The sequence below is a fragment of the Kosakonia sp. PSU_27 genome, from assembly GCF_039409795.1.
Lineage (GTDB): Bacteria > Pseudomonadota > Gammaproteobacteria > Enterobacterales > Enterobacteriaceae > Kosakonia.
Genome location: NZ_JBCIVK010000005.1, coordinates 426,523 through 445,837 on the forward strand (window position 1 = coordinate 426,523; position 19,315 = coordinate 445,837).

The following is a 19,315-nucleotide window of genomic DNA, read 5'->3' on the forward strand; positions in this document are numbered from 1 at the left end:
TCACCTTACCGGGCGCGTCCCGGTAAGCTTATTCAAAGGAGAAATGCATGACACATCCAACCGTGATTAAGCTTTCTGACGGCAACCTGATGCCGCAACTGGGTCTTGGCGTGTGGAAAGCGAGCAACGAGGAAGTGATAACCGCCATCCAAAAGGCGCTGGAGGTGGGATATCGCTCCATTGATACCGCCGCCGCCTATAAGAACGAAGAGGGCGTTGGCAAAGCCTTAGCCAATGCAGGGGTGCCGCGTGAGGAATTGTTTATTACCACCAAGCTGTGGAATGACGATCAAAAACATCCCGCAGAAGCGCTGAAAACCAGCCTGAAAAAGCTGCAACTGGATTACGTCGATCTGTATCTGATGCACTGGCCTGTTCCGGCTATCGATCATTACGTTGAGGCCTGGCAAGGCATGATCGAGCTGCAAAAACAGGGGCTGGTAAAAAGTATCGGCGTGTGTAATTTCGAGATCCACCATCTGCAAAAGATCATTGATGAAACCAGCGTGATCCCGGTTATCAACCAGATCGAACTGCACCCGTTAATGCAGCAGCGGCAACTGCATGCCTGGAACGCGACGCATAAAATCCAGACCGAGTCCTGGAGCCCGCTGGCGCAGGGCGGCGAAGGGGTATTTGATCAGAAAATTATTCGCGATCTGGCGGATAAATACGGCAAAACGCCTGCTCAGGTGGTGATCCGCTGGCATCTTGATAACGGCCTGGTGGTGATCCCGAAATCGGTTACACCTGCACGTATCGCCGAGAACTTTAACGTCTGGGATTTCCGCCTGGATAAAGACGAGCTGGCAGAGATCGCCAAACTGGATGCCGGTAAACGGCTGGGGCCGGACCCGGATCAGTTTGGGGGTTAAGTTTTTCTAAAAGGCCATAGCGCTGTCGTTGTGGCCTTTTTGTTTCAAGAAAATAAAAATCCCGGCATCTCGCCGGGATTTTTATATGCTTAGCGCACGCGGGAGGCTTTTTTCTTCGCTGGCGCAGCGCCAGTGTTTTTGCCGTTGCTGCGCTGATGCACAATCGGTGTGTGCTTGGTTAGTGCCGGGCGCGACTGGCGATTCTGGCGACGCGCTTCGCGCATTTCATCAAGCGTAGGCGCCGGCACCAGGCATTCACGGCGCGAACCAATCAGGTGCTTTTTACCCATAGCTTCCAGTGCCTGGCGCAGCAGCGGCCAGTTGGCCGGATCGTGATAACGCAGCAGCGCTTTATGCAGACGGCGCTGTTTATCCCCTTTCGGCACCACCACTTCTTCGCTCTTGTAATCGATCTTCGACAGCGGGTTTTTACCGGTGTAATACATGGTCGTCGAGTTAGCCAGCGGCGACGGATAGAAGTTCTGCACCTGATCTAAGCGGAAGCGGTGACGTTTGAGCCACAGCGCCAGGTTCACCATATCTTCATCGCGCGTGCCGGGGTGCGCAGAGATAAAGTACGGGATCAGATACTGCTCTTTACCCGCCTCTTTAGAATAGGTGTCGAACAGCTGTTTAAAGCGATCGTAGCTGCCCATTCCCGGTTTCATCATCTTCGACAGCGGCCCCTCTTCGGTATGCTCCGGGGCAATCTTCAGATAACCACCAACGTGATGCGTCGCCAGCTCTTTCACATAGCGCGGATCTTCCACCGCCAGATCGTAACGCACGCCGGAAGCAATGAGGATCTTCTTGATACCTTTCAGATCGCGGGCACGACGATAGAGATCGATGGTCGGCTGGTGGTTCGTGTCCATGTGCGGGCAGATATCCGGGTAAACGCAGGAGAGACGACGGCACGTCTGCTCGGCGCGCGGTGATTTGCAGCGCAGCATATACATGTTGGCGGTTGGCCCGCCAAGATCGGAGATAACGCCGGTAAAACCGGGCACCGTGTCGCGAATCGCTTCGATTTCGTTGATGATCGAATCTTCGGAACGGCTCTGGATAATGCGCCCTTCATGCTCGGTGATCGAACAGAAAGAACACCCCCCAAAGCAGCCGCGCATGATGTTAATCGAGAAGCGGATCATCTCGTAAGCCGGGATACGGCTGTTACCGTATGCCGGATGCGGCACGCGCTTATAAGGCAGCGCAAAAACGCTGTCCATCTCTTCGGTTGAGAGCGGAATCGCTGGCGGGTTGATCCAGATGTAACGGTCGCCGTGCTTTTGCATCAGCGCACGGGCGCAGCCTGGGTTCGTTTCGTGGTGCAGAATGCGTGACGCGTGCGCGTAGAGCACTTTATCGGCTTTCACCTTCTCAAAAGAAGGCAGCAGCACGTAGGTTTTTTCCCACGGTTTCGGGCGCGGCGGCTGAACGGTAACACGTTTTGCTTCCTGCGCTTTCGGTTCAACCGGTTTGTTATCGGCACACGGCAGATCGTCGCCGTACGGATGTGGGATCGGATCGATTTTGCCCGGCGTATCAAGGCGCGTGGAATCAACGCCGCTCCAGCCCGGCAGCGCTTCTTTGACGATGATCGCGGTGTTACGCACGTCGCGGATTTCACCGATCGGTTCACCGGCAGCGAGGCGGTGCGCCACTTCCACCAGCGGGCGCTCGCCGTTACCAAACATCAGCATGTCAGCTTTGGCATCGATCAGCACCGATCGACGCACGGTATCGGACCAGTAATCGTAATGCGCGGTACGTCGCAGGCTGGCCTCGATGCCGCCGAGGATCACCGGCACATCTTTCCACGCTTCTTTACAGCGCTGGGTATAAACCAGCGTCGCGCGATCCGGACGTTTACCGGCGACGTTATCCGGCGTGTAAGCGTCGTCATGGCGCAGCTTACGATCGGCGGTGTAGCGGTTGATCATCGAGTCCATGTTGCCGGCGGTCACGCCGAAAAACAGGTTCGGTTTACCGAGGCGCATAAAGTCGTCTTTGCTGTTCCAGTCCGGCTGGGCGATGATGCCAACGCGAAAGCCCTGCGCTTCCAGCATACGGCCGCAAATCGCCATACCGAAACTCGGGTGGTCGACGTAAGCATCACCCGTCACCAGAATGATGTCGCAGCTATCCCAGCCAAGTTGATCCATCTCTTCGCGCGACATCGGCAAAAACGGCGCGGGGCCGAAGCAGGCCGCCCAGTACTGGGGCCATGAGAAAAGGTCACGATCCGGTTGGATCAGGGATATTGCGCTCATCTTGCTTCCAAAGGTGGTAAAAAAATCATCAAAGGGCGGCGATTATACGCCGTAAACTTGCATGAAATGAAGGAGGATTTTGTCAAGGCCTGATAAGCGCGCAGCCACCAGGCCAGCTCAGTTATGGCGCGGGGTTCACCAGCAGTTGCCCCATCGAACCGCGATCGGCCATTTCCAGCGTCTGGCTGTGATACTGGAACGGGAAGTGCGGCCACGAAGGCTGACCAAACCACACCAGCAACTCCACTTGACCGTCAATCCAGACCGTATCTTTCCAGCCCCGATCTTCCGGGAAAGGCATCGCGCCATTCACGTTGCGCACCAGGAACATGACGCCTTCAATATGGAACGACTGCGGCATCTCCGCACGCACCGTCCAGCGCTCCCAGGTGCCCTGCTGGGCGGTAATATCGATACGCTGCGTATCCCACAACTGGCCGTTAATGCCCGGATCGCTGCCCAGGGTAATGTCGCGGTTGCGGGTTGGCGTACCGGCCTGAATGTCGGACGGCAACAGGCGCATCGGCAGCGTGTCGGTGACCAGCGGCAGCAGGCCGGTCGGTCGCAGCGTCAATACCAGCGTGGAGATCAAAATGCTCGACGGCTCAAAGAAGCCGCGCAGGCGGTCCATAATGCTCGCCGCTTCACCGCAGGTGATCGACACTTCATCGCCGTTGGTCATATCCACCAGCACTTCGCGCCGCTCACCCGGTGCCAGCGAAAGCTGTTTAACCGAAACAGGCGCGGGTAAAAAACCCTGATCGCCGGCGATAACATGCAGCGCACGACCATCGCTCATTTGCAATTGATAACGGCGGGAGTTTGAGGCATTTAACAGACGCAGACGCACCCAGCCGCGAGAGACTTCGACATACGGGCTTTGCGCACCGTTGACCATCAGCGTATCACCGACAAATCCACCGCTGCCCGGCTCGCTGTATTCCGGCGTGCCGAAATTATCCAGCCGTTTGTCCTGAATAATGACCGGGAAATCATCCACGCCGTAGTGCTTAGGAATCGGTAGCGATTTGCTGATCTCATCTTCGACCAGCCACATTCCGGCCAGGCCGTTATACACCTGCAGCGCGGTACGGTTCGGCGTATTGGCGTGATACCACAGCGTCCCCGCGCTCTGGCGGATCGGCAGTACCGGCGCCCAGTCGTTATTGGCGGTCATCATACGCGCCGCGCCGCCGATAAGCGGGCCTGGCACCTGCAAACCGCTCACGGTCATTGCCACGTTTTCCGCCAGCCGGTTGCTGTAAATCAGCTTAACGTCATCGCCGTTCCAGACGCGGATCGTCGGCCCGAGATAACGCCCGTTAATGCCGGAAACCTGCGCCCGAGTGCCGGTGGCAAACGACCAGTGCGCGCGTTGTAAGGTCATAAACAGCGGCTGACCGCGCCGGGATTCCAGCAGCGGAGGAATGGGTAACGGCGGTTGCGGCCCGGCAGCATTTGCCCTCAGCGGCACCGCGCCTGCACAAAGCGCAACCCCGGATGCCTGAAGAAACTGACGCCGACTGAGTGACATATTTGCTCCGTGTAAAACTGACTCAATGCGCCGGAGGTTTTCGCTCCTCCGGTGTTGCGAAATAAAACAGATTAAACCCGGCCGGTTGCTTCGCGTTCTGCAACTTCTTTATCGAGCTCTGCAATTTTTGCCGCCATCAGTTCGCGACAGTGCGTCGCCAGCTGGCGTACCTGATCTTTACCAAATTGCGAAACATCAACCGGCGGCAGCATCTCGACAATCACCAGCCCGTTGCGCAGGCGGTTAAGGTTAACTTTGTTTGCGTTGTTGGAAACACACACCGGAATGATTGGAACACCGGCGGCAATCGCCGCATGAAACGCGCCGGTTTTAAACGGCAGTAAACCGCGACCGCGGCTGCGGGTGCCTTCCGGGAACATCCAGATGGAAATATTGCGTTTCTGGATCTGTTTCACCACTTCGGCAATGGTGCCGTGCGCTTTTGCGCGGTTATCGCGATCGATGAGCAGGTTGCCAGTCAGCCAGTAAAGCTGACCGAAGAACGGCACCCAGAGCAGGCTTTTCTTACCGACAGTGACCGTTGGCGGCAGCACAATGCTGGAGGCGGTCACCATATCGTAGTTGCTCTGGTGGTTAGCAATATAGATAGCGTTGCCAAACTTTTCCGCGCCTGCCGGCAGACGGGTTTCGACTTTCAGACCAAAGACCGGCGCAAGGCGACCGAACATATGGCCGAAGGTAGCAACGTGTTTAGGATTACGCGGACTGAATAAACAATAGAGAGAGCCGAATACGCACACCAGAATGGAGTAGATGACGACAATAATGACGCGAAAAATGAATAGCATAACAAACCTCTGAAGCCCATACCTTTGAGCATTATATACACGCCAGCGCCATCACGCTGAAACTGGCTGTGTCGCCGTCGACCCGCAACGGGCCTGGGCTATTTTTTTAAAGGCCGCAGTAGGGTGTGCGGCCTTTAAAAAAACGTATTGTTAATCGCAATGCACGAATTAACAACGCTTTTACGGGAAATTTTCTCAGAAAGATCTCCCCACCGGGAAGGTGGGGAGCCTGGCGGCGAAGATTACTCTTCGCTGTCGCCCGCACCCGGGCGGGAAGGCGCGTCAATCTCGACGCGATCAATTTTTTGCAGGCCGCGCATCAGCGTACCGCGACGTCCGCGCTCGCCCTGCACTTTTTGCAGCTCTTCCGGACGCAGTTTGATTTTGCGTTTGCCCACGTGGATGGTCAGCGTGCTTTGTGGCGGCAGCAAATAGAGATGCGCAAGATTATCTGCCCCTGTCGCCGCATCAGCGGAAGGGATACCGATAATCTTGTTGCCTTTACCTTTCGACAACCGCGGCAGCTCGTTGACCGGGAACATCAACATGCGGCCCGCAGCTGTAATCGCCAGCAGCATATCGCTGTCGTTCTCGATCTCCAGCGGCGGCATCACTTTGGCGTTTTCCGGCAGGCTGATCAGCGTCTTACCGGCACGGTTACGCGCCACTAAGTCGTTGAAGGTACAAACGAAGCCATAACCCGCATCGGACGCCATCAGCAGTTTTTGGTCCTCGTTGCTCATCATCATATGCTCAACGGTCGCCCCCGGCGGCAGCGTCAGCTTACCGGTTAACGGCTCGCCCTGGCCGCGTGCGGAAGGCAGCGTAATCGGGTCGATGGCGTAGCTGCGCCCGGTGGTATCAATAAACACCACCGGCTGGTTGCTCTTGCCTTTCACGGAAGACTTCCAGCTATCGCCCGCTTTGTAGCTCAGCCCCTGCGCGTCAATGTCGTGGCCTTTGGCGCTGCGCACCCAGCCCATTTGCGACAGCACAATGGTCACCGGTTCAGACGGTTGCATATCGTGCTCGTTCATCGCTTTCGCTTCTTCGCGCTCGTGCAGCGGTGAACGACGATCGTCGCCAAATGCGTCGGCATCGGCTTGCAGCTCTTTTTTCAGCAGGTTGTTCATCTTGCGCTCAGAGGCCAGGATCGCCTGCAATTGATCGCGCTCTTTTGCAAGATCGTCCTGCTCGCCGCGGATCTTCATCTCTTCCAGTTTGGCGAGGTGGCGCAGTTTTAACTCAAGGATCGCTTCCGCCTGCGTTTCGCTGAGACCGAAGCGCGACATCAGCGCCGGTTTCGGCTCATCTTCCGTACGGATGATTTCGATCACTTCGTCGATATTGAGAAACGCCACCAGCAAACCTTCGAGGATATGCAGGCGTTTGAGCACTTTATCCAGCCGGTGATTCAGGCGACGGCGCACGGTATCACGGCGAAACGCCAGCCACTCGGTGAGGATCTCCAGCAGGTTTTTCACCGCCGGGCGGCCATCCAGGCCGATCATGTTCAGGTTGATACGGTAACTTTTTTCCAGATCGGTGGTGGCGAACAGGTGGTTCATCACCTGTTCCATATCCACGCGGTTGGAGCGCGGCACAATCACCAGACGCGTCGGGTTTTCATGATCCGATTCGTCACGCAAATCATCGACCATCGGCAGCTTTTTATTGCGCATCTGGCTGGCGATCTGCTCCAGTACGCGCGCGCCGGAAACCTGGTGCGGCAGCGCAGTAATGACCACTGCGCCATCCTCTTTTTTCCACACCGCGCGCATACGCACCGAACCGCGACCGTTCTGGTAGATTTTGCGAATCTCAGCGCGGGAGGTGATGATTTCCGCTTCGGTTGGGTAGTCCGGGCCCTGCACGATATCCAGCAGCTCATCGAGCGTGGTTTTCGGTTGTTCGATCAGGGTAATCGCCGCGTTGGCTACTTCACGCAGGTTATGCGGCGGAATATCCGTCGCCATCCCCACGGCAATACCGGTGGTACCGTTGAGCAGGATATTCGGCAGGCGGGCAGGCAGCATTTTCGGCTCCTGCATCGTGCCGTCGAAGTTCGGCACCCAGTCAACGGTGCCTTGTCCCAGTTCGCTCAGCAGCAGCTCGGCGTATTTGGAGAGACGGGATTCGGTGTAACGCATCGCCGCGAAGGACTTCGGATCGTCCGGCGCCCCCCAGTTGCCCTGGCCATCGACCAGCGGGTAACGGTAGGAGAACGGCTGCGCCATCAGCACCATCGCTTCATAGCAGGCGCTGTCGCCGTGCGGATGGTATTTACCCAGCACGTCACCCACGGTACGGGCGGATTTTTTGAACTTCGCGCTGGCGTTCAGCCCCAGTTCTGACATTGCGTAAACGATGCGACGCTGAACGGGTTTCAGGCCATCACCGATAAACGGCAACGCACGATCCATGATGACGTACATGGAGTAGTTCAGGTATGCGTTTTCCGTAAATTCATGCAGCGCAAGGCGCTCTGCCATATCGCTCATTAATCGTGATTCCTCAACGTATGCGCCCGCCTGTGCGGCGGCAATATTGCCGCAGATACTACCTTATCTGCGGCGAGGAGTCATAGCGATGAGCGATTTTTTCGCGCGCGTTTAGCGCTTACTGAGTGACTTTGCGGATCTCTTTGACATCTATTTCTACCGAATTCCAGTCTTTATCGACTTCGCCCTGGATCTCTACCGTATCTTGTGGCCCAACGGTCACGCCGTTCCAGCGCTTGTGGTTGATATCGATATTGATGGTGCCGGTCGAATCTTTAAACAGGTAGGTATCATCAGAGATGCGCTCGACAATATTACCGCGCAGCGTCACCCAGGCGTCGTCGCGCAGTGATTTCGCGCTTTCAACGGTGGCTTTGCTGCCGTTCGGCCCGGTAAAACCGCCGCTCTGCGAGGTTGCGCCCGGCCCGGTGAAACCGCCCGTATTCGCCGCGAAAACGGGTGCGGAACAGAGTGTGAGAACAGCGACAAGTGCAGCAATCTTTTTCATGTTTTATCTCCCTTACGATGGTTAACGTCCATTTAACCCGTCACTCCTTAACGACTTCTTAACGGGAAAAAAGATTATTTTCCGCTGTACATTGTCGACCAGCAGCGGTTTTACTGCCAATAACACGGAGTGAAAGGAGGCAAAATGCGCATTTTACTGGTGGAAGATGACACGCTCATCGGTGACGGTTTAAAAGCCGGGCTGGGCAAAAAAGGCTTCAGCGTCGACTGGTTTACCGATGGCAAACAAGGCAAGGCCGCCCTGTTTAGCGCGCCTTATGATGCAGTGATCCTCGACTTAACGCTGCCCGGCATCGACGGGCTGGATATTCTGCGCGACTGGCGCGAGCAAAAGCGCGTGGAACCAGTGTTAATCCTCACCGCACGCGATGCCATCGACCAGCGCGTTGAGGGACTGCGGCTGGGCGCAGATGATTACCTGTGCAAACCGTTCGCGCTGGTTGAAGTGGCGGCAAGGCTCGAAGTGCTTATTCGCCGCCGCCACGGGCAGACGCACAGCGTGCTGCGCCACGGCAATGTCACGCTCGATCCCGGTAATCTGGTCGCCACGCTTGACGGCGAAACGCTGGCGCTAAAACCGAAAGAGTTCGCCCTGCTGGAATTGCTGCTGCGTAATGTCGGGCGCGTGCTGCCGCGTAAATTAATCGAAGAGAAACTCTATACCTGGGACGACGAGGTCACCAGCAACGCGGTGGAAGTGCATGTACACCATTTACGCCGCAAGCTCGGTACGACGTTTATCCGCACCGTTCATGGCATCGGTTATACCCTGGGAGACGCATGAAACTGACCCGCCCGCTGAGTTTACGCCTGCGCCTGACGATGCTCTTTTTACTGCTCTCGATGGTCGCCTGGCTCAGCGCCAGTCTCGTTGCCTGGCAACAAACCCGCGATAAACTCGACAAACTGTTTGATACCCAGCAAACGCTGTTCGCCAAACGGCTGAGCGTGATGGAGTTTGAGCCGCTGAAAAACGCCGCGCCGTCGCTCGGTAAAAAGAAGATCAAACACGGCCATCTGGATGATGACGCGCTGGCTTTCGCTATCTACTCAACCGACGGCAACATGCTGCTGAACGATGGCGAAAACGGCAAAGCGATCCCCTATAACTACCGGCGGGAAGGGTTTAAGAACGGACAGCTACGTGATGACGACGACCAATGGCGTTTTCTGTGGCTTACTGCGCCGAACGGGAAATTCCGTGTGGTGGTCGGCCAGGAGTGGGATTATCGCCACGAGATGGCGCTGGAGATCATCACCTCGCAGCTCACACCGTGGCTTATCGCCCTGCCTTTGATGCTGGTGCTGTTAGTCGTATTGCTGAGCCTGGAATTGCGGCCGCTGAAAAAACTGGCGCAGGCGCTGCGCTCACGGGCGCCGGATCGTGCCGATCCGCTCAGTAACGAGGGCGTTCCCAATGAAGTGCGCCCGTTGGTGGATGCGCTGAACCAACTCTTTGACCGCACGCACAGAATGATGCAGCGTGAACGGCGCTTTACGTCTGATGCCGCGCATGAGTTACGCAGCCCGCTGGCGGCGCTGAAAGTGCAAACCGAGGTCGCACAGCTTTCCGATGACGATCCCGCCGCACAGCAAAAAGCCCTTGCCCAGTTGCACGTGGGTATCGATCGCGCCACGCGCCTGGTGGATCAATTGCTCACCCTTTCGCGGCTCGACTCGCTTGATGATCTCGACGATCTGCAAACGGTTTCTCTGGCGGAGCTACTGCAATCGGCGGTAATGGAGATTTACCCGACAGCGCAGCAAGCAGGTATCGATATACGCCTGCATCTCAATGCCCCAGCTGTCAGCCGCCAGGCGCAACCGCTTTTGCTTAGCCTGCTAGTGCGTAATCTGCTGGATAATGCTCTTCGCTACAGCCCGCCAGGCAGCGTGGTCGATGTAACGCTGGACGCCACCGACTTTAGCGTTCGCGATAATGGCCCCGGTATTGACGATGAAGCGCTGGCGCGCATTGGCGAGCGTTTTTATCGGCCGCCGGGACAAACGCAAACCGGCAGTGGGCTGGGGTTATCGATTGTGCAACGTATTGCCCGCCTGCATCACCTGCGCGTCACGTTTGGCAATCATCCGCCAGGCGGTTTTATCGCGCAGGTAAGCTGGTAGCGGCGTTTATTGCGGCTCAAGCAAAAGTCTTTGCACGTTTTGCCAATTTTTCCGCACCGTTGATACGGTTAAAATCGCGGTCAAACGCATTTAACCAAGGATTTCTAATGAGCAATATCTTAATTATCAACGGTGCGAAGAAATTCGCGCACTCTAACGGCCAACTCAATGACACCCTGACCGAGGTCGCGGAAAGTTTTCTGCGCGACGCCGGACATGATGTTAAAACCGTACGTACCGACGGCGATTACGACATCAAAGCGGAAGTGGAAAACTTCCTGTGGGCCGACACCATTATCTGGCAAATGCCAGGCTGGTGGATGGGCGCGCCGTGGACCGTTAAGAAATATATGGACGATGTGTTTACTGAAGGCCACGGTTCGCTGTACGCCAGCGACGGTCGCACACGTTCTGACGCTTCGAAAAAATACGGTTCCGGCGGTTTGATTCAGGGCAAAACCTATATGCTGTCGCTGACCTGGAACGCGCCAATGGAAGCGTTTACGGATAAAGAACAGTTCTTCCACGGCGTCGGGGTTGACGGGGTTTATCTGCCATTCCATAAAGCGAACCAGTTCCTTGGCATGGAAGCGCTGCCGACTTTTATCGTTAACGACGTGATTAAAATGCCGGATGTGCCGCGCTATATCGCAGAATATCGCAAGCATCTAGGTGAGATTTTTGCTTAACTGTGAAGCTGGACTTATAGGGAGTAGGTTAATCATGTTGACAGTTATTGCAGAAATCCGTACCCGTCCAGGACAGCATCACCGCCAGGCGGTACTCGATGAGTTCGCGAAGATTGTGCCGGTCGTGTTGCAGGAAGCGGGTTGCCACGGCTACGCGCCGCTGGTCGATCACGTCGCGAATGTGAGTTTCCAGGCGACCGCGCCGGACTCGATCATGATGGTGGAACAGTGGGAAAGCGTGGCGCATCTTGAAGCGCACCTGCAAACACCGCATATGAAAGCGTGGAGCGAAGCGGTAAAAGGCGACGTGCTTGAGACGCATATCCGCATCCTGGAAGCGGGTCTCTAAGCGTTTGTCCCTCTCCGTTTAAAGAGAGGGACACTGCTTTTACCAGTAGAGTTTCCAGCTCTGCGAAAAGCGCATCAGCGCTTCCACATAGAAGTAATCCCCCCAGCTACTACACTCATCAACGCCTTTATTGCTCGCCAGATGATATACGGAATGTTTCAGCAGCCCGTTAGTCGGTTCGTTTTTCCCCGCCAGATAGTGCTTATTAAGCGATGACATTATGCGCATTGCCCATTGCTGGTAGCGTTCTCTGTCCGGATCGGTAACGGGCAGATGCTTAACCAGCTCCAGTAGCCCGCAGACAGCAATCGCCGCCGATGACGAATCGCGCAGCGCGTCGGTGCCGACCAGCGCCAGATCCCAGTGGCACACCGCATCTTCCGGCAAACGGTTGAGAAAGTAGTTCGCCAGCCGTTTCGACAGCGCTACCATCGTTTGATCGCCGGTGTAGATAAAGCTCAGCAGAAAACCGTAAATCCCCCACGCCTGCCCGCGCGACCAGCAGGAATCATCCGCGTAGCCCTGCTGCGTATTGCCGTAACGCGGCGCACCAGTGTTGATATCCATATAGTACGTATGAAACGTGGAGGCATCTTCGCGAATCAGGTATTTCGCCGCCTGCCGCACATGGGCTTGCGCCGCATCGGCAAAGCGCCGATCCCCGGTCTGTTCAGTTGCCCAGTAGAGCAGCGGCAGGTTCATATTGCAGTCGATGATCATCCGTCCGGCTTGTTCGGGATCGCGCAGATCGCCCCACGCCTGGATGATCTGCGCTTTGTGGTGGAAGCGTTCCAGCAGCGCTTCTGCCGCCAGCAGGGCGAAACCGCGCGCATCTCGATTGCCGGTCAGCCGCCAGCTTGCCACGCACGAAAGCGTATATAAGAAACCGAGATCGTGGGTGTTGGTGTCGCTGCGCCCGGCAATGCGCAGGCCGAACGAGCGCACATGGCGCTCTGCCAGCGCGCGGAACTGCTCATCACCACTCATTTCCCACGCCAGCCAAAGCTGCCCGGTCCAGAAACTGGTAGTCCACTCAATATTGTCGGTTAACGGGTAATAACCCTGCACGCAGGTTTCGGCGGGAAAGCGTTCACCGAATTCCGTTAAATGACGGCGAATCAGTTCAAGGGTATGGCTACGCGCCGAATCAAGTTCATCTTTAAAGACCTGCGCATCCACAGGTGCGCCGGGATAATCGCGTAACGTTTCCTCAACGATTTTACTTAACATATTTCGGTTCCTTTTTGGTGCGTAATTTAAAATAGCCGTTAACGCGCTAGTTATTTCCCGCGATATCCAGTGCGCGATGCTGACGCCATTTACTTTGGCAGGCCGATAACGTAAACAGCGAAATTAATGTGAAGGTCAGTGCCACGCAGCCCATAATAATATAGGCATTTTCAAAACCGATGCGGTCATACAAAATACCGGCCGGGGAAGAGACCACGACATTACCGACATATAACATTGCCTGGTAGCCTAATAAATACATGGTGGCATTAACGCGTTTATCGAAATGCTCAGCAATATATTTAAAGACTGACACCAGCAGCAGACAAATCTCAAGACCGTATAACGGTTTTAATACTGAAATAAGCAGATGCGATTCGCACAGTCCGGAAATAATCAACCGCGCCCCCACCACCAGCCCGACAATCAATAATCCGCGTTTCGCGCCGATGAAATTCACAAACAGCGGGATCACCATATACATGACGAATTCCATGCCGGATTGCACCGTGCCCAGGTAACCAAACACGGCGTTGCCCTGATGAACATCATCAAAGAAGGTGACGAAATAGCGGGAGAACTGCTGCTCGGCGATAAACATCATCCACGCCACACCGGCGACATAGAGACAGAATGCCCAGAATTTGCGGTTACGCAGCAGGGCGTAGACATCCGCCGGGGCGATTTTCTCTTTGGTCAGCACCTCGCTGGCGTTGGCGGCGTTAACGTTGACTTTCAGGCTCAGCAGCACCGCCAGCATGATAAGCGACGCGACCGATCCCATGATGAAGTTATACGCCGGTGAGAGGTTAAACAGCAGGCCGGAGAACGAGGATGCCACCGCCCAACCGAGCGAGCCCCACATCCTGATTTGACCAAACTCCATGCCGTTTAAGCGGCTGTAGCGGTCGGTATAAGATTCACAGGCGGCGACGCCCGCATACCAGGCAAAACTTAAATAGATAGCGCCAACAATAATGCCCAGCAGGGTATTTGAAATTAATAACGGCTGGTAAACGTAGATAAAAAAGGGTGCCATTAATGCCGACATCAGCACTACAAAATAGAGCAAATATTTGCTCATACCGATTTTATCCAGAATGTAACCGTAAATCGGTTTTAAAATAACGGAAAAGATCCCGTTAATGGCAAACACCGTACCAATAACCGTGCCGCTAAGACTGGCTTTTTGCCCTAGCCAGATAGCCAGTAAGCCGATACTTGCCGACCAGGTAAAAAAATAGAGAAAGATAAAGCTACTGATTTTGTAATATTCGGCTTTATTATTTATCGCGATCTTTTCCATACTATCCTCGACGAAAGCATGTAGGGTTCAGAGTTTATAGCCCGGCCGTAGCCGGGAATTAAAAGGCAATAACAATATTATTTTTCTGCCCCGGTTTTTTAATCACCAGCGCCTGTTCTTCGATATTCAACTGCGGTAAGACAAAATCAAAAGCCTGCTCGGTAATAGCCGCCTGAACTGCACAGGCCAGCCACTGCCTGCCCGGCGCAATATTTCCACGCAGCAGCGGAATTGACGCGCAAGGAGAAAACATAATGCTACTGTTGGGCGGTGTGACTACGCTGTCGGCTTCACGCGGCGCGGTGGGAAGTAATTCAAAGATGCCGCTGACACCGTTTTCCGCGCACACCAGGCTACCGCCCTGCTCGTTGCGATGCGGCGCTTTCAGCACCGCAAACCCACCCTCCACGCTTTGCAAATGACGGGCGGAATCAATGCGATGCACGCGCAAATGCCAGTCGCCGCACGGTATAAGCCAGCTTGCGATATGCACGTCTGACCATGGCGACCAGCGCGAGAAAATCGCCTGTTCTGTCACAACGACGTCGTCACACTCGCGGCGGCCACGAAAATAGTTATCCCCGTCGCTGAGCAAAAGCATTGAGTCGCAAGCGGCGTGTTTAATTCCGTAGCGCCCGCGTTCAATGGTGAAACCAAAACAGCTTGAGTAGGCAAACTTAGTGTATTTCGCCTCGGTATTGACGTAATTATTCAGCTCCAGTTGGCCGGCGGTGAGCATCCAGACATGCCGCGAGCGATCGCTGTGGACAATAATCTGTCCGGCAGGCGCAATCGTGCGCTGCGTGTTTAGCGCAGGTAGCGGCAGTTCTGGTGCTTGCCAGAAATCGTCTGATTGCGGCAGCGCCAGAATCAGGAAAACTTTCAGCGCCCAGTATGGTGAACCCGGCGAATTGTAGTCTTCACACATCGCCAGGTTCGGGTAGGCGAAACCGAGCGTTAAAATACCGTCGCGATCGAAAATCGGCTGCTGTAACCACCAGCGCAAATGGCGCAGGATAATCCCTTTCACCACGCCAGGAGAAAACACCGCCAGCCCGGAAAAGGCAACCGCGCTCCAGAAAGCAACCATTGCGAAACGGTACGTCAGGCTGCGGCCAAAAGGCACGGATTCGCCCCCCGCCGCTGACATATAGATAAAATCTTCAGCAAAAAGCGTTGCCCGCTCGCGGAGCGTCGCCGCGCGCGCTGCATCGTCTTCCGCGTTCAGCGTGGCGTAAATCAGCCCGTAAAAATGGAATGCCATCGAGATGTAGTAATCTTTTGGTCGGCCCGGGCCATCGGAATACCAACCGTCACCCAAGTAGTAGGCATCCATCATGCGAAAACGGCGTTCGATGGCTGCGGCATCCCAGGGTAATCCGGCGCGTTTAAAACCGAGCTGCACCATGATGGCGAAAAAATTCCAGTTGCTGTCGGGCATCTGCGCGTCGGTGATTTGGTTCAGCCACTGGTGCAGATTGCGGACATCAGCTTCGCTCATCAACGTTGTGAATTTATCGCCCAACAGCGCCAGCCCCAGACCATAAGCCGCCATCTCCACCAGCCGCTGATCGTAGGGTTCCGTTGCGCCCCAGTAGCCCGCGCTGTGTGGATCGACACCGCGTTTGATTGCTGCCAGATATTTGTGGCTGAACGGTTCTGCGTCGCCGCTGGCCATTAACGGAAACAGCCCCCACAACGCACGGGACAGCCCTTCCATTTCAGCAATCGCATCGCTGTAATGCGCGCTGGTGGCTCCCAGCGAGAAATGCGACGCTCCTTCAGGAAACTGTTTATCCAGCGCCGCCAGCATCTGCTTCAGCGCGCCGACCACATCGTCGCGGGATGACAATGGATTTGATGTTTTCACTTCCGCCGCCTGCATAGCGTTCTCTCCTTCATGGTGTGGCTGAAGGATAGTGAATGAACAACCGCCGGAAATGTTAGCTTTGTCACATCGGCATGCTTTGCCCGAACCCGCTGTTGAAAAAATTTAAAACCGTGGTTTATAAATGGACCCTGCGGGTTAAAAATTGAGATGGGTTGCACTATGACGACACCATTGCAGAACGAACGGCTTGAATTGATCACGTTAAACGATGCGGTGGTGTCGTTTAGCCGCCTGTTCGCCAATACCGTGCGTTATCACCACTGGCACCAGTGTCTGGAGGTGCTGTACGTTGAAGAGGGTTTTGGCGTGGTGATGGTTGATAACCGCCAGTACACCATGCGCCCTGGGCGGCTCTTTTTCTTTCCGCCTTTCACCATCCATAAAGTGATGGTGGATGAGCAAGCGCAGGCCATTTATCGGCGCACCATTATTCACGTTGATCACCATGCCGTGCTGCAAAACCTGCGCGCGTTCCCGCACAATCACCAGCGTTTGCAGCATCTCGCTTTACGCGGTGGCGCGGCGGTGGTGATGGATGTCGCGGCTATTCACCCGCATATCGACCACCTGTTTAGCAGCTACGCGAGGCTTGCCGAAAACCACAGTCTGAATGGCGAACAGGTCGCCTGTTTGTTGCTTAATCTGTTGAGTATGTTGCCGGAAGATAAGCAGAAATTGCCGGATGAACGCAACGGCATTGCCACGCCGGTGATGTTCTGGCTGGAGGAGAATTACCGGCAGAAATTCAGTCTTGCGCAGCTGGCGCAGGAGTTAGGAAAATCCCGCAGCTATGTCTCGCGCCGTTTCCATTTTGAGACCGGCGAACCTATCCACCAGTATCTGAACACCTTGCGCTTGCGCAAAGCATGCGACTTGCTACTGCATAGCGCGCTGGCCATTCATCATATCGCCAGCGAAGTGGGCTTTTCCGATGTGACTTACTTTATCAGCGCGTTTAAGAAAGGCATTGGCGAAACGCCGCTGCAATACCGGAAAAATCGGGCTGACTGTCGGCGTAACGAGGGGGGTTAACGAAGCGGTAAATCAGTTCAACGACTTATTGCCGCAACGTATTCAGCAAGCGTTAATGAAACTGTCGCAGTTGAAAACTGCACTGCCAGATGGGTTGCGCCACGCCAGCCCGGACGGCGGTCATGCGTTGGTGAATATCTATCGCTACGAGAAGAGCTACTATCCCAAACTGAACTGATGGTGAAAGTGGCTGCGTTGCAAACTTAACTGACTTACCCGACCCGCGCATTCGCGAGCCGGGCAAGCCTTCCAGACGGGATCAGGCTTCAATGTCCGCCATATCGCCTTTTTCCTGCAGCCAGTTGCGGCGATCTTCTGAACGCTTCTTCGCCAGCAACATATCCATCATCGCGTTGGTCTGCTGCTCGTCTTCGTCGTTAATCACCAGTTGCACCAGGCGACGGGTATTCGGATCAAGCGTAGTTTCGCGCAACTGCATCGGGTTCATTTCGCCCAGCCCTTTAAAGCGCTGCACGTTCGGTTTGCCCTTTTTGCGTTTTAACTGCTCCAGCACACCGGTTTTTTCTTCTTCCGTGAGCGCGTAATAAACCTCTTTGCCAAGGTCGATACGGTACAACGGCGGCAGCGCCACGTAGACGTGGCCGTTTTTCACCACGGAGCGGAAGTGCTTCACGAACAATGCACACAGTAAAGTAGCGATGTGCAGACCATCGGAGTCCGCATCCGCGAGAATACAGATCTTGCCGTAACGCAACTGGCTCAGATCGTCGCTGTCTGGATCGATGCCGATCGCCACCGAAATGTCGTGCACCTCCTGCGAGGCCAGCACTTCATCCGAAGAGACTTCCCAGGTGTTCAGGATCTTACCTTTCAGCGGCATGATCGCCTGGTATTCACGATCGCGCGCCTGTTTCGCGGAGCCGCCCGCCGAGTCACCTTCCACGAGGAACAGTTCGGTGCGGTTCAGATCCTGCGCGGTGCAATCCGCCAGCTTGCCAGGCAACGCCGGGCCGCTGGTCAGCTTTTTACGCACCACTTTTTTGGCGGCGCGCATACGACGCTGGGCGCTGGAGATCGCCATCTCCGCCAGCAGTTCCGCCGTTTGAATATTCTGGTTCAACCACAGGCTGAATGCGTCTTTCACCACGCCAGAAACAAACGCGGCGCACTGACGGGAAGATAATCGCTCTTTGGTCTGCCCGGCGAACTGCGGATCCTGCATCTTCACTGACAGCACATAAGCGCAGCGATCCCAGATATCTTCCGCCGACAACTTCACGCCACGCGGCAGAATATTGCGGTATTCGCAAAACTCGCGCATCGCGTCCAGCAATCCCTGACGCAGACCGTTAACGTGCGTGCCGCCCTGCATGGTGGGGATCAGGTTGACGTAGCTTTCCGTCAGCAGCTCGCCGCCTTCCGGCAGCCACAGCAGCGCCCAATCCACCGCTTCCGTTTCAGCAGAGAAATTGCCGATAAACGGTTTCTCCGGCAGCGTCGGCAGGCCATTTACCGCTTCGCACAGATAATCGTTCAGGCCATCCTGGTAGCACCAGCGCTGCTCGGCGTTGTTCACCTCATCTTTAAAGGTGATCTCAACGCCCGGGCAAAGCACGGCTTTGGCTTTCAGCAGATGGGTCAAACGGGACACGGAAAAACGCGGGCTATCAAAGAAGGATTCGTCCGGCCAGAAATGCACGCTGGTGCCGGTATTGCGTTTACCGCAGGTGCCGATCACTTGCAGATCCTGCACTTTTTCACCGTTTTCAAACGCGATGCTATAGACCTGGCCGTCACGCTTGACGGTCACTTCCACGCGGCGGGACAAGGCGTTAACCACCGAGATGCCGACGCCGTGCAAGCCACCAGAGAACTGGTAGTTTTTATTGGAAAATTTACCGCCCGCGTGCAGACGACAGAGGATCAGCTCAACGGCCGGAACGCCCTCTTCCGGGTGGATATCCACCGGCATACCGCGCCCGTCATCGATAACTTCCAGCGACTGATCGGCGTGCAGGATCACGTCCACGCGCTTAGCGTGGCCCGCCAGCGCTTCATCGACGCTGTTATCAATAACTTCCTGGCCCAGATGGTTAGGGCGCGTGGTATCGGTGTACATCCCCGGACGGCGGCGAACCGGCTCAAGCCCGGTGAGTACCTCTATGGCATCAGCGTTGTAGGATTGCGTCATGGTTTGTTCGTAGATAGTG

Annotated in this window: 16 protein-coding genes; 7 read left to right on the forward strand and 9 right to left on the reverse strand. The window is 55.5% G+C overall.

What is annotated here, in order from left to right; translation table 11 throughout:
- Positions 1-47 precede the first annotated feature (47 nt).
- On the forward strand, positions 48-875 hold the full coding sequence (gene dkgA, locus AAIG26_RS14995) for a 2,5-didehydrogluconate reductase DkgA (RefSeq protein WP_020455267.1): 828 nt from the start codon (positions 48-50) through the stop codon (positions 873-875).
- A gap of 89 nt (positions 876-964) precedes the next feature.
- Here the strand turns inward: dkgA and AAIG26_RS15000 are convergent, their stop codons facing one another.
- The 5 genes from AAIG26_RS15000 to AAIG26_RS15020 all read right to left on the reverse strand — a co-directional run bounded on the left by AAIG26_RS15000 (position 965) and on the right by AAIG26_RS15020 (position 8,500).
- Positions 965-3,148, reverse strand: a complete 2,184-nt coding sequence (locus AAIG26_RS15000) for a YgiQ family radical SAM protein (RefSeq protein ID WP_045512115.1) — start codon at positions 3,146-3,148, stop codon at positions 965-967.
- Positions 3,149-3,269: 121 nt separating this feature from the next.
- A complete protein-coding gene (gene ftsP / locus AAIG26_RS15005; RefSeq protein ID WP_020455269.1) occupies positions 3,270-4,682 on the reverse strand; it encodes a cell division protein FtsP in 1,413 nt (470 codons plus the stop codon).
- 71 nt (positions 4,683-4,753) lie between these two features.
- Entirely contained in the window at positions 4,754-5,491 is a 738-nt protein-coding gene (gene plsC, locus AAIG26_RS15010) for a 1-acylglycerol-3-phosphate O-acyltransferase (protein WP_020455270.1), read from the reverse strand.
- Between the two features lie 242 nt (positions 5,492-5,733).
- Positions 5,734-7,992, reverse strand: coding sequence for a DNA topoisomerase IV subunit A (parC, locus tag AAIG26_RS15015; protein WP_343180876.1), 2,259 nt, complete (start codon positions 7,990-7,992; stop codon positions 5,734-5,736).
- Between the two features lie 118 nt (positions 7,993-8,110).
- Entirely contained in the window at positions 8,111-8,500 is a 390-nt protein-coding gene (locus tag AAIG26_RS15020) for a YgiW/YdeI family stress tolerance OB fold protein (protein ID WP_020455272.1), read from the reverse strand.
- 144 nt (positions 8,501-8,644) lie between these two features.
- On the opposite strand from AAIG26_RS15020, the gene qseB reads away from it, so the two are divergent.
- From qseB to AAIG26_RS15040, 4 genes are all read left to right on the forward strand, one after another.
- The gene (gene qseB, locus AAIG26_RS15025; RefSeq protein ID WP_343180877.1) at positions 8,645-9,304 is read left to right on the forward strand and encodes a quorum sensing response regulator transcription factor QseB; all 660 of its coding nucleotides are present in this window, start codon (positions 8,645-8,647) and stop codon (positions 9,302-9,304) included.
- Positions 9,301-10,647: a quorum sensing histidine kinase QseC gene (gene qseC / locus AAIG26_RS15030; RefSeq protein WP_343180878.1), complete on the forward strand. Its 1,347-nt coding sequence runs from the start codon at positions 9,301-9,303 to the stop codon at positions 10,645-10,647. Before qseB ends, qseC begins: the two co-directional genes overlap by 4 nt.
- A 107-nt stretch (positions 10,648-10,754) precedes the next feature.
- The gene (locus AAIG26_RS15035) at positions 10,755-11,336 is read left to right on the forward strand and encodes an NAD(P)H-dependent oxidoreductase (RefSeq protein ID WP_020455275.1); all 582 of its coding nucleotides are present in this window, start codon (positions 10,755-10,757) and stop codon (positions 11,334-11,336) included.
- 34 nt (positions 11,337-11,370) lie between these two features.
- A complete protein-coding gene (locus AAIG26_RS15040) occupies positions 11,371-11,685 on the forward strand; it encodes a putative quinol monooxygenase (protein WP_020455276.1) in 315 nt (104 codons plus the stop codon).
- Positions 11,686-11,724: 39 nt separating this feature from the next.
- Here AAIG26_RS15040 and AAIG26_RS15045 read toward each other — a convergent pair whose 3' ends face one another.
- The 3 genes from AAIG26_RS15045 to AAIG26_RS15055 are packed head-to-tail and all read right to left on the reverse strand — an operon-like array spanning position 11,725 to position 16,106.
- Positions 11,725-12,915 (reverse strand): glycoside hydrolase family 88 protein, encoded by a 1,191-nt coding sequence (locus tag AAIG26_RS15045; protein ID WP_343180879.1) that lies wholly within the window; start codon positions 12,913-12,915, stop codon positions 11,725-11,727.
- A gap of 46 nt (positions 12,916-12,961) precedes the next feature.
- Positions 12,962-14,221 (reverse strand): oligosaccharide MFS transporter, encoded by a 1,260-nt coding sequence (locus tag AAIG26_RS15050; protein ID WP_343180880.1) that lies wholly within the window; start codon positions 14,219-14,221, stop codon positions 12,962-12,964.
- Between the two features lie 58 nt (positions 14,222-14,279).
- On the reverse strand, positions 14,280-16,106 hold the full coding sequence (locus AAIG26_RS15055; protein ID WP_343180881.1) for a DUF2264 domain-containing protein: 1,827 nt from the start codon (positions 16,104-16,106) through the stop codon (positions 14,280-14,282).
- Between the two features lie 165 nt (positions 16,107-16,271).
- Between AAIG26_RS15055 and AAIG26_RS15060 the strand changes: the two genes are divergently transcribed.
- Together AAIG26_RS15060 and AAIG26_RS15065 are read left to right on the forward strand one after the other, a co-directional pair.
- Positions 16,272-17,144 carry a helix-turn-helix domain-containing protein gene (locus AAIG26_RS15060; RefSeq protein WP_045512095.1) on the forward strand — a complete coding sequence of 291 codons (873 nt, stop codon included), beginning with the start codon at positions 16,272-16,274 and terminating at the stop codon, positions 17,142-17,144.
- Positions 17,145-17,199: 55 nt separating this feature from the next.
- Entirely contained in the window at positions 17,200-17,322 is a 123-nt protein-coding gene (locus tag AAIG26_RS15065) for a hypothetical protein (protein ID WP_276307069.1), read from the forward strand.
- An 81-nt stretch (positions 17,323-17,403) separates the two neighbouring features.
- On the opposite strand, the gene parE is transcribed toward AAIG26_RS15065, so the two are convergent.
- Complete coding sequence (parE, locus tag AAIG26_RS15070) at positions 17,404-19,296, reverse strand: DNA topoisomerase IV subunit B (RefSeq protein WP_020455282.1); 1,893 nt, start codon at positions 19,294-19,296, stop codon at positions 17,404-17,406.
- Between the last annotated feature and the right edge of the window lie 19 nt (positions 19,297-19,315).